General features: G+C 71.3%; 16 protein-coding genes. 8 read left to right on the top strand and 8 right to left on the bottom strand.

All coding sequences use genetic code 11. The features are described 5' to 3' along the window. Positions 1 to 61: 61 nt before the first annotated feature. Positions 62 to 631, top strand: a complete 570-nt coding sequence (locus IE264_RS17735; RefSeq protein WP_032755006.1) for a DoxX family protein — start codon at positions 62 to 64, stop codon at positions 629 to 631. Positions 632 to 682: 51 nt separating this feature from the next. Here IE264_RS17735 and IE264_RS17730 read toward each other — a convergent pair whose 3' ends face one another. Continuing rightward, positions 683 to 1,174 (bottom strand): FBP domain-containing protein, encoded by a 492-nt coding sequence (locus IE264_RS17730; RefSeq protein WP_032754757.1) that lies wholly within the window; start codon positions 1,172 to 1,174, stop codon positions 683 to 685. Between the two features lie 82 nt (positions 1,175 to 1,256). On the opposite strand from IE264_RS17730, the gene IE264_RS17725 reads away from it, so the two are divergent. Both IE264_RS17725 and IE264_RS17720 read left to right on the top strand, forming a co-directional pair. Next, positions 1,257 to 1,829: a TetR/AcrR family transcriptional regulator gene (locus tag IE264_RS17725; protein WP_032754755.1), complete on the top strand. Its 573-nt coding sequence runs from the start codon at positions 1,257 to 1,259 to the stop codon at positions 1,827 to 1,829. A gap of 49 nt (positions 1,830 to 1,878) precedes the next feature. Continuing rightward, the gene (locus tag IE264_RS17720) at positions 1,879 to 3,063 is read left to right on the top strand and encodes a GDSL-type esterase/lipase family protein (RefSeq protein WP_032754753.1); all 1,185 of its coding nucleotides are present in this window, start codon (positions 1,879 to 1,881) and stop codon (positions 3,061 to 3,063) included. A gap of 22 nt (positions 3,064 to 3,085) precedes the next feature. Here the strand turns inward: IE264_RS17720 and IE264_RS17715 are convergent, their stop codons facing one another. The 4 genes from IE264_RS17715 to IE264_RS17700 all read right to left on the bottom strand — a co-directional run bounded on the left by IE264_RS17715 (position 3,086) and on the right by IE264_RS17700 (position 6,355). Next, positions 3,086 to 3,697, bottom strand: a complete 612-nt coding sequence (locus IE264_RS17715) for a DUF998 domain-containing protein (RefSeq protein WP_032754751.1) — start codon at positions 3,695 to 3,697, stop codon at positions 3,086 to 3,088. Positions 3,698 to 3,790: 93 nt separating this feature from the next. After that, the gene (locus IE264_RS17710) at positions 3,791 to 3,997 is read right to left on the bottom strand and encodes a ferredoxin (RefSeq protein ID WP_180288919.1); all 207 of its coding nucleotides are present in this window, start codon (positions 3,995 to 3,997) and stop codon (positions 3,791 to 3,793) included. After that, complete coding sequence (locus IE264_RS17705; protein WP_015606615.1) at positions 3,994 to 5,244, bottom strand: cytochrome P450; 1,251 nt, start codon at positions 5,242 to 5,244, stop codon at positions 3,994 to 3,996. Before IE264_RS17705 ends, IE264_RS17710 begins: the two co-directional genes overlap by 4 nt. Before the next feature lie 370 nt (positions 5,245 to 5,614). After that, the gene (locus IE264_RS17700; RefSeq protein ID WP_032754749.1) at positions 5,615 to 6,355 is read right to left on the bottom strand and encodes an SDR family oxidoreductase; all 741 of its coding nucleotides are present in this window, start codon (positions 6,353 to 6,355) and stop codon (positions 5,615 to 5,617) included. A 152-nt stretch (positions 6,356 to 6,507) separates the two neighbouring features. Here IE264_RS17700 and IE264_RS17695 point away from each other — a divergent pair, with 152 nt between their 5' ends. From IE264_RS17695 to IE264_RS17675, 4 genes are all read left to right on the top strand, one after another. Next, on the top strand, positions 6,508 to 6,984 hold the full coding sequence (locus IE264_RS17695; RefSeq protein ID WP_015606617.1) for an RrF2 family transcriptional regulator: 477 nt from the start codon (positions 6,508 to 6,510) through the stop codon (positions 6,982 to 6,984). A gap of 108 nt (positions 6,985 to 7,092) precedes the next feature. Then, positions 7,093 to 8,112, top strand: coding sequence for a hypothetical protein (locus tag IE264_RS37950; protein WP_229887587.1), 1,020 nt, complete (start codon positions 7,093 to 7,095; stop codon positions 8,110 to 8,112). Positions 8,113 to 8,197: 85 nt separating this feature from the next. After that, a complete protein-coding gene (gene thpR, locus IE264_RS17680) occupies positions 8,198 to 8,818 on the top strand; it encodes an RNA 2',3'-cyclic phosphodiesterase (protein WP_032754747.1) in 621 nt (206 codons plus the stop codon). 224 nt (positions 8,819 to 9,042) lie between these two features. Then, a complete protein-coding gene (locus IE264_RS17675; protein ID WP_015606621.1) occupies positions 9,043 to 9,969 on the top strand; it encodes an isocitrate lyase/PEP mutase family protein in 927 nt (308 codons plus the stop codon). Here IE264_RS17675 and IE264_RS17670 read toward each other — a convergent pair. From IE264_RS17670 to IE264_RS17660, 3 genes are all read right to left on the bottom strand, one after another. Then, the gene (locus IE264_RS17670; protein ID WP_032754745.1) at positions 9,938 to 10,774 is read right to left on the bottom strand and encodes a class I SAM-dependent methyltransferase; all 837 of its coding nucleotides are present in this window, start codon (positions 10,772 to 10,774) and stop codon (positions 9,938 to 9,940) included. The two genes, IE264_RS17675 and IE264_RS17670, sit on opposite strands and share 32 nt — an antisense overlap. Further along, positions 10,771 to 11,397: a hypothetical protein gene (locus IE264_RS17665; RefSeq protein ID WP_032754743.1), complete on the bottom strand. Its 627-nt coding sequence runs from the start codon at positions 11,395 to 11,397 to the stop codon at positions 10,771 to 10,773. The genes IE264_RS17670 and IE264_RS17665 overlap by 4 nt, the downstream gene beginning before the upstream one ends. An 89-nt stretch (positions 11,398 to 11,486) precedes the next feature. Then, positions 11,487 to 11,975 carry a MarR family winged helix-turn-helix transcriptional regulator gene (locus IE264_RS17660; RefSeq protein WP_032754741.1) on the bottom strand — a complete coding sequence of 163 codons (489 nt, stop codon included), beginning with the start codon at positions 11,973 to 11,975 and terminating at the stop codon, positions 11,487 to 11,489. Positions 11,976 to 12,090: 115 nt separating this feature from the next. On the opposite strand from IE264_RS17660, the gene IE264_RS17655 reads away from it, so the two are divergent. After that, positions 12,091 to 12,501, top strand: coding sequence for an Ohr family peroxiredoxin (locus tag IE264_RS17655; protein WP_015606625.1), 411 nt, complete (start codon positions 12,091 to 12,093; stop codon positions 12,499 to 12,501). Positions 12,502 to 12,503: the final 2 nt, after the last annotated feature.

Below are 12,503 nucleotides of genomic sequence, written 5' to 3'. Positions count from 1 at the left end.
GGCGGGCATACCCCCCGCATGGGCGCGTGTGCCCCCCGCGCGGGCGGGGCAGCTGACCGTCATGACAGTTCTGCGTAGAGTCGCCCGACCCCTGCTGGCTTCGATGTTCGTCAGCGGCGGATACAGCGCGGTGCGCGATCCCGCGCGCCTGGTCCCCGCCGCCGAGTCCGTGACCGATCCGGTCTCCACGAGGATCGCCCCGCGGACCTCCCTGCTGCCGGAGGATCCCGAGCGCCTCGTACGCCTCAACGGCGCGGTCCAGCTCGGCGCCGGCGTCCTGCTCGCCCTGGGGCGGGCGCCGCGGCTGGCCTCGGCGGCTCTCGCCGCGACCCTGGTGCCGACGACCCTGGCGGCCCACCGCTTCTGGACGATCGAGGACCCGGAGGAGCGCGCGACCCAGCGGATCCAGTTCCTCAAGAACGCGTCCATGCTCGGCGGACTGCTCATCGCCGCCGCCGACACCCACGGCAAGCCCTCGCTCGCCTACCGCACCCGCCACACCGTCGGCCACGCCTCGGACGCGGTCACCCACCAGGCGCACGCGGCCGCGGGCCGGGTCGGCGACGCGACAGGCAGCGCCGTGGACAGCGTCACGGACGCCGTCGAAGCGGCCCTCAAGCAGCTGCGGTGACCCCGGGCCGACAGGCCCGAAGGTGATACACACGGATGGATCGCGGCAACGTCACTCGGTCACCTTGGCGATGAACGCGGCGAGATTCGCCACGGTCCGCTGGATCTTCTCCTCCAGGGTGAGCGACTCATGGAGCCGCGCGCCGACGCCCGCGTCCTTCTTCCCGCGCACGTAGAGCGAGCAGGCGAGGTCGCTGCACATGTAGGCGCCGACGGAGTTGCCCTGCTGGCCGGCCTTCCCGGACCTGGGGGCCACCAGCAGGGAGACGCCTCCGGTATGGACGGTCACACACATCGAGCACATGCTGCGGCGGGTCTGCCAGGAACCGGCGTCCGATGAGCGCAGCTGGACGCCGACCGGGCGGCCGTCCCAGGCGGCCACGATGTACGCGCGGTCGGGGGCCTGCGGGTCACGCCAGCCCAGGAAGTCCATGTCGTCCCAGGGCCGCTCGGCCAGGTCGCGGGGGATGTTCAGGCGCTTGGCCTCGCCCTTGGTGCAGTTCACGAACGCGGTGCGGATCTCTTGCTCGGTCAGCGGATTCATAACAGCCACGCTAATTTGCCTAAAGCCATTAGGCAAATGTATATTCCCTTAGGCAATCACAGGGATGTGTTCGGAGGGTGTCATGGCCAAGGCAGGACCGGCTGCGGAGCGCGTGGTGAGGGCAGGGGCCGAGCTGGCGGACGAGATCGGCTTCGAGCAGGTGACGCCCTCGGCACTCGCCCGGCAGCTGGGCGTCAGGACCGCGAGCCTGTACTCGCACGTCAAGAACGCCCACGATCTCAAGACGAAGATCGCGTTGCTCGCCCTGGAGGAGCTCGCCGACCAGGCATCCGCTGCTCTGGCGGGGCGGGCCGGCAAGGACGCGCTCATGGCCTTCGCCGACGCGTACCGCGATTACGCCGTCCAGCACCCGGGGCGGTTCGCCGCAGCCCAGTTCCGGCTCGACGCGGAGGCAGCCGCCGCGAGTGCCGGCGTACGGCACTCGCAGATGATGCGGGCCATCCTGCGCGGCTACGACCTGGACGAGCTCCAGCAGACGCATGCGGTGCGGCTGCTGGGCAGTGTCTTCAGCGGGTACGTCGGGCTGGAGGCGGCCGGCGGCTTCAGCCACAGCTCCCCCGCGTCCCAGGAGAGCTGGACCGAGATCCTTGGCGCCCTCGACTCCCTGCTGCGCAACTGGCCCGCCGCCGCCTGACCCGAACCTCCCGCCCACCCACCCCTTTCCCGGCGAAGAGAACGAGACGATGAACGCCCTGCCCGACTGGACCACCACTCCCATCAGCCCCGACGTCCTGCGCGGCGCCCTCGACCTGGAACGGACCGAACGCGGCGTACTGCCCCACCGGTTGCCCGCCCATGCCCGGGAGCAGATACCCGACGGGCAGCTGGCCATGGCCGAGTCGCAGCCCTCCGGGGTCCGGCTGGCCTTCCGTACCCGGGCCACCGCCGTCGAGCTGGACGTGGTGGCCACCAAGAGGGTCTACCCCGGAGCTCCACGGCGTCCCGACGGGGTGTACGAGCTCCTCGTCGACGGTCACCTCGCGGGCCGGGCCAGTGCGCCGGACGGCGACACGCTCACGATCGACCTGGCGTCAGGAACCGTGCGGGCCCGCCCCGGCCCCGTGGAGACCCTCCGGTTCACCGGTCTGGCGGACGGCGAGAAGGACATCGAGATCTGGCTGCCCCACGACGAGACCACCGAGCTGGTCGCCCTGCGCACCGACGCGCCGCTCCTCACCCCCCGGCCCAGCGGCCGGCCGGTCTGGCTGCACCACGGCAGTTCCATCAGCCACGGCTCCAACGCCGCCACCCCGACCGGCACCTGGCCCGCTCTGGCCGCGGCTCGTGGCGGGGCCGACCTGATCAACCTGGGTTTCAGCGGCAGCGCCCTGCTCGACCCCTTCACCGCCCGCGCCATGCGGGACACGCCCGCCGACCTGATCAGCGTCAAGATCGGCATCAACCTCGTCAACCACGACGCCATGCGACTGCGTGCGTTCGGCCCCGCCGTCCATGGCTTCCTCGACACCATCCGCGAAGGGCACCCCACCACTCCCCTGCTGGTGGTCTCGCCGATCCACTGCCCCATCCACGAGCACACCCCCGGCCCCAGCGCCACCGACTACAGCGCGATGGGCGAAGGCCGGCTGCGGTTCATCGCCACCGGCGATCCCTCGGAGACCGCCGCCGGGAAGCTGACCCTCACCGTCATCCGGGACGAACTGGCCCGGCTCGTCGGAGAACGCGCCGCCACCGACCCCCATCTGCACCACCTCGACGGCCTCGACCTCTACAACGGGACCGACCACGCCGAGCTGCCGCTGCCCGACGATCTGCACCCGGATCCCGCCACCCACCGGCGGATCGCCGAGCGCTTCGCCGGCCTCGTCTTCGGCGACAAGGGCCCCTTCGCCATGAAGAACCGCTGAGCCGGGGGCACCGGCCCGGCGTTCAGCCCTGCGGCCGCGTCGTCTCCTGCCGGCCGGCGACCCGCCGACAGGAGACGACCACCAGGAAGGGCCACAGCGCCTGACAGAACGTCACCACCCGCTCGGCGATGCCGGGCGCCCCCGCGCTCTGCAGTTCGGCCAGGAACCACAACGCGGACGCGCCCATCAACGCGCTCACGGTGAGCGACACATCCAGCCGCAGCCCCCACGGAACCGGTCCCGCTCCGCGAACGGCGGCCAGGCAAGGCCATACCGCCAGCAGTACGAGGCCGAGGGTGGCCACGGCCCCGTGCTCCAGGGCCCCACCGCCCCTCGGGACCGGCACCAACGTCAGTGCCAGGGCGCACAGTCCACCGCCGGCCAGGGCGACCCGCCCGGCGAAGGCCGCCGCCCGGAGCGCGTGCGCCGTGACCACGTAGCACGCCCCCAGCATCAACAGCATCCCCGTCATCAGCCAGTAGCTGGTGGCCCCGTAGGACGCCAGCACACTCAGGGTCTGCTTCGCGGGGTCGTACGCCTGGCCCTGTCGCAGCTGCGCGATCGTCCAGGAACCGACCAGCAGCACGGGCGCACACCCGGAGGAGAGCAGAGCCCACCAAGGAGCAGATCGCATCAAGACATCATAAATGCCGCAAAGCGGTATGCCATCGACCTCACTGCCGCCTCGGTCCCCGGCTCCTCCCCCACCCTCCCCCGTCCTGCCCCGTCAGTCGGCGGCCAGCGCCACCGCCCCCACCGGACAGGCCCTCATCGCCTCCGCCACCAGCGGATGTCCTCCGGTCGTCTCCGCCCGGCCCGGGAGCACCTCGCTGAGGCCGTCGTCGTCCTGTGTGAACACGTCCGGTGCGGTCAGGGCGCACATGCCGGCCCCCACGCAGCGTTCCTTGTCGACCTGGATGCCCACGCCGCTCACCAGGCCACGGGCAGTTCGAGCATGCCCTGGATCGTGTCCCCCGGTTTGTGGGGGATCTCCTGCGCGGGCACGGCGAGCCTGAGGTTCGGCAGCCGCTCGAAGAGGGAGCGCATCGCGATGTCGAGCTCGGCGCGGGCCAGGTTCTGGCCCAGGCACTGGTGGACGCCGAAGCCGAAGGCGAGATGGTGGCGGGCCGGGCGGTCCCAGTCGAGGGTCTCGGCCCGGGGGAACACGTCTGCGTCGCGGTTGATGAGCGAGGTCGAGAAGACCACGCCCTCACCCTTGCGGATCGTCGTCCCGGCGACCTCCATGTCCTCGGTCGCCAGCCGCTGCAGGCCCTCGGCGATGGACAGGAACCGCAGCAGTTCCTCGACCACCACGGCCGTCGTCGTCTCTCCGGCCCGCAGCGCCGCGAGCTGTTCGGGGTGGCGCAGCAGAGTGAACGTGCCGAGCGAGATCATGTTCGCCGTCGTCTCGTGTCCGGCGATGAGCAGGATCACGGCGAACGAGATCAGCTCCTCCCGGTCGACGGGTCCGTCCGGGTGGTCGCGGTGGATCAGCTCGTCGAGGAGCCCCTCCCCCGGTTCCGTACGCTTGCGGTCGATCAGCGCGCCCAGGTACTCCTCCAGTTCGTCGCGGGCCCTGTTGACGTCGGCGGCGCCGGGGCCGCGCAGGAGCCGTTGCGAGCACTCCTCGAAGAATTCGTGGTCGGCGTACGGCACGCCGAGCAGCGCGCAGATCACCATCGACGGCACCGGCAGGGCGTAGGCGCTGACCAGCTCCGCGGGCGGCCCCTGCCGCTCCATCGCGTCGAGCAGCCGGTCCACGGTCTCCTGGATACGGGGGCGCAGCGCGCCGATCCGCTTCACGGAGAAGCTCGGGATGAGCATCCTGCGCTGGACGTTGTGCTCGGGATCGTCGACGCCGAGAAGAGCGACGCGGCGCTGCTCCACATTCGCGAACCGCTCGGCCGGGACGGGGAAGTCGGGGTGGGTACGGTCGGTGGACAGCCGGGGATCGGCCAGCAGCCGGCGGGCCAGGGCATGCCCGGTGACCGCCCAGACCGAGCGTCCGTCGAAGAGGGTGACCCGGCTCAGCGGGCGGGCGGCGCGCAGGGGTTCGTACCCGGCGGGCGGGTGGTAGGGGCAGCCGCGGTCCTGGGGGAAGGGCGTCGCGGGGGTCGGTGCGGTGGCGTGGGCGATGGGGTCGAGGTCCTGTCGGGCCGGGTCCGTCATGGGTTCCGTCATGGGTTCCGTCATGGGTTCCGTCATGGGATCGGGTCGCCTCGCAGTACGCGGTCGTGTGCGCGGAGCCGGTCGTTCCGCGCCCTCCCACCATTGGATGCCTCAGGCACCTATCTGGTCGACGGGTAGACCGGCCAGCTCACAGGGGCCATGGATCTGGCCGGTGTCTTTCGTACGCGTTCGAAGCCCGCGGCGTCCGCTCGGTCACGGTGGGGCCGACGGTCCGCAGCGGGCATGCCGGCCGGGCTGCCGACGGCCGGAACCGTTCGCGGGAGCACGGCCGGAATCATGCCGTCACGGCACACCTCCGGCCGTCCGGTACGGCGCCGGGCCGCCGGCCGCCCCGGAGAAGATCCCGGGGCGGCCGGTCAGGTCAGGAGCGCTGCGCCAGCCAGTCGGTGTAGCGCGTGTGGGCGATACGGGCGCCGCTCTTGGGAGTGAGGACGTCACCGTCGACGGCGGCGAACATCCCCGCGGTGTCGTCGGTGGTCACGGAGCGGCCGTCCCCCTTGGCCCGAAGGGTGATGCGGCCCAGTTCGTCCAGGGGATAGGCGTCGGGACCGGCGAGGTCGAGCGTGTGCTGCAGGGGAGCACCGGAGGCGATCTCGGCGACGGTGGCGGCGACGTCCGCGGCGGCGACCGGCTGGAGCCGGGTACGCGGAAGGCGGACGGTCTCGTCGTCGGCGGTCCAGGACAGGACGGCGTCGATGAACTCCATGAACTGTGTGGCGCGGACGATGGAGTAAGGCACGGGGCCGGCCTTGAGGATGTCCTCCTGGAGCGTCTTGGCCCGGTAGTAGTCCAGTTCGGGCACCTGGTCGACCCCGACGATCGACAGGACGACGAAGTGCCCGACGGACGCCTTCCGGGCGGCGGTGACGAGGTTGTCCATCGAGGTCCGGAAGAACGCGGGCGAAGCGTCGTCGAACGTCGGCGAGTTGGTGAGGTTGACCACCACGTCCGCACCGACGAGGGCGGCGTCCAGGCCTTCGCCGGTGATCACGTCCACGCCGGTGGACTGGGAGTGGGGTACCGCGCGGTGACCGGCCGCGTCGAGATCCCGTACCACCTGGGATCCGATCAGCCCGGTTCCGCCGATGACAGCAATGTGCATGGCTCTGCCCTTCCTCGATCACCAGCCCCGTCCGGCTTCCGGGTACGTCACCGCCACCCGTCCACCAAACGCGGACATCTTCTGTCCGAGATGCTACCCGGATATTTGATGTCCGGGTATTCGGGGCGGTGGATTAGAGTGAAGAAGTGAAAATGTCTGGTGGGGTCGAGTGGGCACTGCACTGCTGCGTCGTGCTGACCTCGGCCGAAGAACCCGCCCCCGCCGCACGGCTGGCGGAGTTGCACGACGTGTCGCCCAGCTACCTCGCCAAGCAACTGCAGGCACTCTCGCGGGCGGGACTCGTCCAGTCGGTACAGGGCAAGGCGGGCGGATACGTCCTCACCCGCTCGCCCTCCCTCATCACCGTGCTCGACGTCGTCGAAGCGGTCGACGGCCCGGGGCCCGCTTTCGTCTGCACCGAGATCCGCCAACGCGGGCCCATGGCCACTCCCCCGGAGGCGTGCACCACACCCTGCGCCATCAACCGCGCCATGGGCCGGGCAGAGGCCGCCTGGCGCGAAGCCCTGCGCTCGATCACCGTCGCGGACCTCGCCGACGATGTCACCGCCGACTACGGGCCCGGCGCCCTGGCCCGCATCGGCACATGGCTGGCCCCGGCCGACACCTAGGGCCTCTCGTTTGGATCATGCCGGGCTCGCGGGGGCCGGGAGGCATCCTCCCCATCCCCTTCCGGGCCCACGTGCTTGGATGCTGCCCATGGTGCTTGGATACTGCCCATGGACGACCTCACCCGCACCCGCATGTGGATCGACACCGTCCCCGCGCTCGATCCGGACACCAGGGAAGTGATCCTCGATCTCGACCGGACGTCCACCGACCCGGCCGAGCGCCTGGTCCATCGGTTGCTGGACCGGGGTCACGAGGGGGAAGCCGGGGTCTTCTACCTGCTGCCGGACGACCTGGCCGCCTCTTATGGACGGACCGGTGACCGGCTCACCGTCACCGTTTCGACGCACCGTGACGTCCTCACGCGCGATCTGGACGCGTACGGAGACGAGTTGCGCCCAGCCGTCGACGAGTTCCTCCGCGCTCCTCACGACGGCGAGCACGTCGTTCTCCTGCGCCGGGAGACCGTCACCGACTTCGTTCCCGCCGAGCAGGACGGGCAGCCGCAGCCCGTTCTGCTGATCGAGCACGCCGGGGGGCCGGTCCACCCGGCGGAGCTGGTCCGCCTGTTCGAGGACGGCGAGGCCGGTATCGCGGTCGTCAACGCCGTACCGGCAGGGCCTGCCCCAGGCGCGCAACTCTCCGAAGGGGCATGCGCCCCCCTGATGCGGTTCTCCCCGGACGACGTCGTCTTCCGTGTCCAGCTCAACCTCCAGCAGGTGAGCTGCGCCGCCGAGGCGCTGCGCTCCTGGCTGCCCCTGGTGTCCCAAATCCGGCCGGTGGCGATGGAGTTCGAGGCCGCGCACCCGGACGGCGTACGCCGGGGGTTCCTCGCCGATCTCCTTGTCGTGTCCCCTCTCACGAGCGCCGCGGCCGTCGGCGACGGAACCGCGCGGGACCGGCTGCTCTCCGCCGTGACACCGCTCGCGGAGCGGCTCGGGTTGGACCCGGCGGGGTTCGAGGTCGACGAGGAGGGCACCGGTGGCGTATTGAGCGCCGAGGGTGAACCGGTCGTCAGCGGCGACGCACCGCACGGGGCGTATCTCCTCCTCGCCAGGGTCGGCGCGGACCCCCTGCGCCCCGAGGGGCAGGCGACGGACTTCGAGGACATCGGCGAAGATCTGCCGTGAGCCCGGCCCGGACGGCTGCCGGCGGCCCGGGCGTCGTCGGCCCCGCGTTGTGGCGGGGGCAGGGCGGGCACGTACGGTACGGCAGGTGAACGAACCGCCCGAAGCCGTTACCGAGCCCGCTGCGGACGAGCGTGAGCAGGCCACGACGATCCGCGTGTTCCTGGCACTCGCCCCGCCCGACGACGCCAAGGACGAACTGGCGCGGGCGCTGCGTCCGGCCTACGAGGCGTACCCGCGCCTGCGGTGGAACCGGATCGAGGACTGGCACATCACCCTGGCGTTCCTCGGCGAGCTCCCGGTCACCACCGTCCCGCTCCTGATGCCCCCGCTCGCCGAACTCTCGGCGCGGCGGCGACCCCTGCGGCTGGCGCTGCACGGGGGCGGGCACTTCGACGAGCGGGTCCTGTGGAGCGGGATCGAGGGCGACCTCGAAGGACTGCACCAGCTCGCCACCGACGTACGCGCCGTCGTCAGGGCATGCGGTGTCCCCTTCCCGGAGCGGCCGCTGCGGCCCCATCTGACGCTGGCCCGCTCCCGCCGGGGCGACCACTCCGCCGCGGTGGAGATCGCCGCGGGCCTCGCCGCGTTCTCCGGTCGTGAGTGGGAGGCCGAACGGCTCCATCTGGTCGGCAGCAACATCGGCCGCGGCCCGGGACCGATCCACTACCGGGACGTCGAGGCCTGGAGTTTCGGCCACGGAGCCTGAAGCGCGCCCACCCCCGGCGAGTTGGAGTGGCGCCGTCTCCGGGGGGCCGCGTGTCGCCGCGCCCCGCCCCGGCACGGGCCGGTATATGTATGCGAGCGCCCGCAAAGAGATCATGGTTGCCGTCGAGCGCGCACGCCGTCGCCGGGTGCGGCCCTCGCCTCCCTACCGTGCGCGAACCGCCCCTTCACCACCCGCGGTTCACGGCCGCACGCAAGGAGAGAGACATGCGCTACGGAAGCGCGCTGCGCGAGCAGATCCACACGCCCGGAACCACCCCGCTCGTCGGCATCTACGACATGTACTCGGCATCGGTCGCCGCCCGGCACTACGACGGCTTCTTCGTCTCCGGCTTCGGTTTCGCCGCCTCCCACTACGGGCTGCCGGACATCGGCTTCATCGCATGGCCGGACATGGTCGCGTTCGTCGAACGTCTGCGGCTCGCCTTCCCCTCCCACCATCTGCTGGTCGACATCGACGACGGCTACGTCGACCCGGAGGTGGCCTGCCACGTGGTGCAGCGGCTGGAGCGGATCGGGGCCTCCGGCATCATCCTGGAGGACCAGCAGCGCCCGCGCCGGTGCGGCCACGCGGACGGGAAGAGGGTGCTGCCCCTGGAGGAGTACCTGGAGAAACTGAACCTCGTCCTGGAGAGCCGGCAGGACCTGGTGGTCGTGGCCCGTACCGACGCCACCGAGGAGGAGGACATCCTGCGCCGCGCCCAGGCGCTCGCGGAGACCGATGCCGATGTGGTGCTGGTCGACGGAGTGCGGGACGTCGAGTGGATCCGCCGCATCCGCAAGGTCATCGACGACAAACCGCTGCTCTTCAACCAGATCGCGGGCGGCAAGTCGCCGAGGCTCTCGCTCTCCGAACTCACCGACCTGGAGTGCCAGGTGGCCATCTACAGCACCCCCTGCCTCTTCGCCGCGCACGCCGCCATCGACACCGCGCTCAGCGAGCTGAAGCAGGCCGACGGCCGGCTCCCGGAGTTCTCGCCCGGCACATCGGTCGGGGTGCGGGCCTCGACCGCCCTGCTGGAGAAGAACATCAGCCGGCACCACGCACCCGGCCCGCGCAGCGCCTCCGTCCGGAGCGCCTCCGTCCGGGGCGGTGAGGGCGTCAGCGCCGGTGCGACACCGCCAGCTCGATGAGACAGCGCTTGGTCACCCGGCCGCCGTACCGCCCCTCGATCAGGGCCTCGACGCACCCCAGCAGTCCGTTCCTTGCGGGTTCCGGAAGTGCCCGGTGGCCGGAGTACGTCCGCAGCAGGTCCAGATAAGCGGACGTGGTGCAGGTGAGGTCCTGCTCGTGGCGGCGCAGGACCGTGGGGCCGAACCGGCCGCTTCGCGCCACCTCCTCCACATGGTCCGATCCGTCGACGTCGGCCGCTGCGGGAGGCCGCAGCCCGGGAGGCGTCTGCGGGTCGAAGCGCTCGTAGCAGCGCTGGACCTCGACGAAGAACTCCTCGGTACCGCCCCGCACATGCTGGCTGCGCACCACGGCGAGCGCCCCGCCCGGCCGCAGGGCATCGGCGGCCCTGGTCATCCGCACCGCCGGGTCGATCCAGTGGAACGCCGTAGCCGAGACCACCGCGTCGTACGGTTCCGGCGGCAGCGGCCAGCTCTCGAACCGTGCCGTCACCACCTCTGCCTCCGCTCCACCGGCCAGGTTGCGGCGGGCGACCGCGGCCATGCGCGGTCCCGCCTCGACGGCCGTGATCCGGCAGCCCCGTGCGGCCAGCTCCACCGTGGCCTGGCCGGTCCCGCACCCCACCTCCAGTACGCGGCTGCCGGGGCCGGCGCCCGCGAGCTCCGCGAGGTCGTCGTACAGCCCCGGCGGGTATCCGGGCCTGGCCCGGTCGTACAGCTCCGCGTCCTCGTCGAAGATGCGGGCCAGAAGCGCCCGCCGGGACTCCTCGGGGCTGTCGTCGCGCCGGGCGTCCGCCCCGCGGGTCATGCGGACTCCCGGCCGGCGGGCCCGGTGTGCGTCAGGAGGAACTCGGTCGCCCGCGCGATGGCCTCGGCCGAAGTGCTGTGAACGGCCTCGGACTCCTCCTCCTGCCGGTCCGCCCCCGTGGCGGTGAACCACCAGGCGTCCACGCCCGGGTCATGGTGGATGACGGCCGAGCCACCGGCGTAGTGGAGCGGGACGGACTCGCCGGCCGACCGCTTGACCACCGCGTGGGGCCACTTGAGGCGGGCGGACTGGCGCTTGATGCCGCCCCAGGCCGCGCCCAGCTGGGAGTAGCTGGCTCCGCCGCGGCCTGCGACGGTGGCCGCGCTCTCGGCCAGCCGGTCGACGGACTGCTTGGCCTCGTACAGGGCACGCAGCGTCGCCAGCTGCACATCGGGGGCGGCCGCGAGCGCGGCGCCGAAGGGCTTGCCCGCGGTGCGGTAGGCCAGCGCACGCGTCGAGATCCGCTCGGCCAGTACGCGGACCGCGTCGAGCACCTTCTCGTCCATGAGGATCGTGTCGTCGTAGCCGGGCTCGGTCCAGGCGGGCTCCACCTGTGTCATGACCACGGTCCAGAAGTTCTCGTCGTGCTCGGCAGGGGTGGGGATGGCTCTCAATTCATCCATGCGACAAACTTAGCTGTCATCAAGCGTAGATGACAAGGAAAACTGTCACGACTGCTCCAGGCGTCCGACCGGCGAAGCCCCTCACGTCGTCACTGGGCGTCGACAGCTTCCCCCAGGGCGGCGGTGAGGCGGCTGAGCGTCTCCTGCAGTCCGAGCACTTCCTCCACGGACAGGCCGGTCGCGGCGAGTACACCCCGGGGGACGGACAGCGCGCGTTCGCGCAGCCGTTCGCCGTCACCGGTCAGCTCGACGACGACGGAGCGCTCGTCCTCGCGGCTGCGTTCACGCCGGACCATCCCTGCGGCCTCCAGCCGCTTCAGCAACGGCGAAAGCGTGCCGGAATCCAGGTGGAGACGCTCCCCGATGGCCTTGACGGGAAGGGGGCCGTCCTCCCACAGGACCAGCATGACCAGGTACTGGGGGTAGGTGAGGCCGAGGTCCTTGAGCGCCCGCCGGTAGAAGCCGCCGAACGCGCGCGACGCGGCGTGCAGTGAGAAGCAGACCTGGTGGTCGAGTCGCAGCAGCTCCGCGTCAGGCACGGCGGGGAGGTCGGGCGAGGCGTTCGGGGCAGGCGTCATGGATCCAGCGTACCGCCGACGGCGCGATTGAGTTGTGCACAACTCAATCATGTGCAATCTTTATGTCAGTGACCGCGACCGATCCGTTCGCGGTTCCGACAAGGAGGGTCATCCCATGGACGCGCTGTACACCGCCGCCGCAACCGCCAACGGCCGCGAGGGCCGTGCCGTGAGCTCGGACGGTCAGATCGACCTGGCGCTCGCGCTGCCCCCGGCGCTCGGCGGCAACGGCAAGGGCACCAACCCCGAGCAGCTCTTCGCGGCCGGGTACGCGGCCTGTTTCGCCAGCGCGATGGCGGCGGTCTCCCGCGAGATGAAGCTCGACACCAAGGACGTCTCCGTGACCGCCGAGGTCTCCATCGGCAAGGACGGCGACGGCTTCGGTCTCGCGGTCGTCATGCGTGTGGAGCTGCCGGACTCCCTCACCGGTGAGATCGGGCAGCAGCTGGTCGAGGCCACCCACGCCTACTGCCCCTACTCCAAGGCGACCCGGGGCAACATCGACGTCGAGCTGGTCATCGAGTAACC

It is taken from the genome of Streptomyces microflavus (assembly GCF_014650075.1).
Lineage (GTDB): Bacteria > Actinomycetota > Actinomycetes > Streptomycetales > Streptomycetaceae > Streptomyces > Streptomyces microflavus.
Note: the sequence above shows the minus strand (reverse complement) of the source record. Positions and strands in the feature narration are given on the sequence as shown.

What these genes read in the sequence shown, in the direction of transcription:
- IE264_RS17730 (WP_032754757.1), bottom strand. Translation starts at nt 1,174, where the DNA reads ATGAATCCGCTGACCGAGCAAGAGATCCGCACCGCGTTCGTGAACTGC.
- IE264_RS17670 (WP_032754745.1), bottom strand. Translation starts at nt 10,774, where the DNA reads ATGACCCGCGGGGCGGACGCCCGGCGCGACGACAGCCCCGAGGAGTCC.
- IE264_RS17735 (WP_032755006.1), top strand. Translation starts at nt 62, where the DNA reads ATGACAGTTCTGCGTAGAGTCGCCCGACCCCTGCTGGCTTCGATGTTC.
- IE264_RS17705 (WP_015606615.1), bottom strand. Translation starts at nt 5,244, where the DNA reads ATGACGGAACCCATGACGGACCCGGCCCGACAGGACCTCGACCCCATC.
- IE264_RS17665 (WP_032754743.1), bottom strand. Translation starts at nt 11,397, where the DNA reads ATGGATGAATTGAGAGCCATCCCCACCCCTGCCGAGCACGACGAGAAC.
- IE264_RS17695 (WP_015606617.1), top strand. Translation starts at nt 6,508, where the DNA reads ATGTCTGGTGGGGTCGAGTGGGCACTGCACTGCTGCGTCGTGCTGACC.
- IE264_RS37950 (WP_229887587.1), top strand. Translation starts at nt 7,093, where the DNA reads ATGGACGACCTCACCCGCACCCGCATGTGGATCGACACCGTCCCCGCG.
- IE264_RS17715 (WP_032754751.1), bottom strand. Translation starts at nt 3,697, where the DNA reads ATGCGATCTGCTCCTTGGTGGGCTCTGCTCTCCTCCGGGTGTGCGCCC.
- IE264_RS17700 (WP_032754749.1), bottom strand. Translation starts at nt 6,355, where the DNA reads ATGCACATTGCTGTCATCGGCGGAACCGGGCTGATCGGATCCCAGGTG.
- IE264_RS17720 (WP_032754753.1), top strand. Translation starts at nt 1,879, where the DNA reads ATGAACGCCCTGCCCGACTGGACCACCACTCCCATCAGCCCCGACGTC.
- IE264_RS17725 (WP_032754755.1), top strand. Translation starts at nt 1,257, where the DNA reads ATGGCCAAGGCAGGACCGGCTGCGGAGCGCGTGGTGAGGGCAGGGGCC.
- IE264_RS17655 (WP_015606625.1), top strand. Translation starts at nt 12,091, where the DNA reads ATGGACGCGCTGTACACCGCCGCCGCAACCGCCAACGGCCGCGAGGGC.
- IE264_RS17675 (WP_015606621.1), top strand. Translation starts at nt 9,043, where the DNA reads ATGCGCTACGGAAGCGCGCTGCGCGAGCAGATCCACACGCCCGGAACC.
- IE264_RS17660 (WP_032754741.1), bottom strand. Translation starts at nt 11,975, where the DNA reads ATGACGCCTGCCCCGAACGCCTCGCCCGACCTCCCCGCCGTGCCTGAC.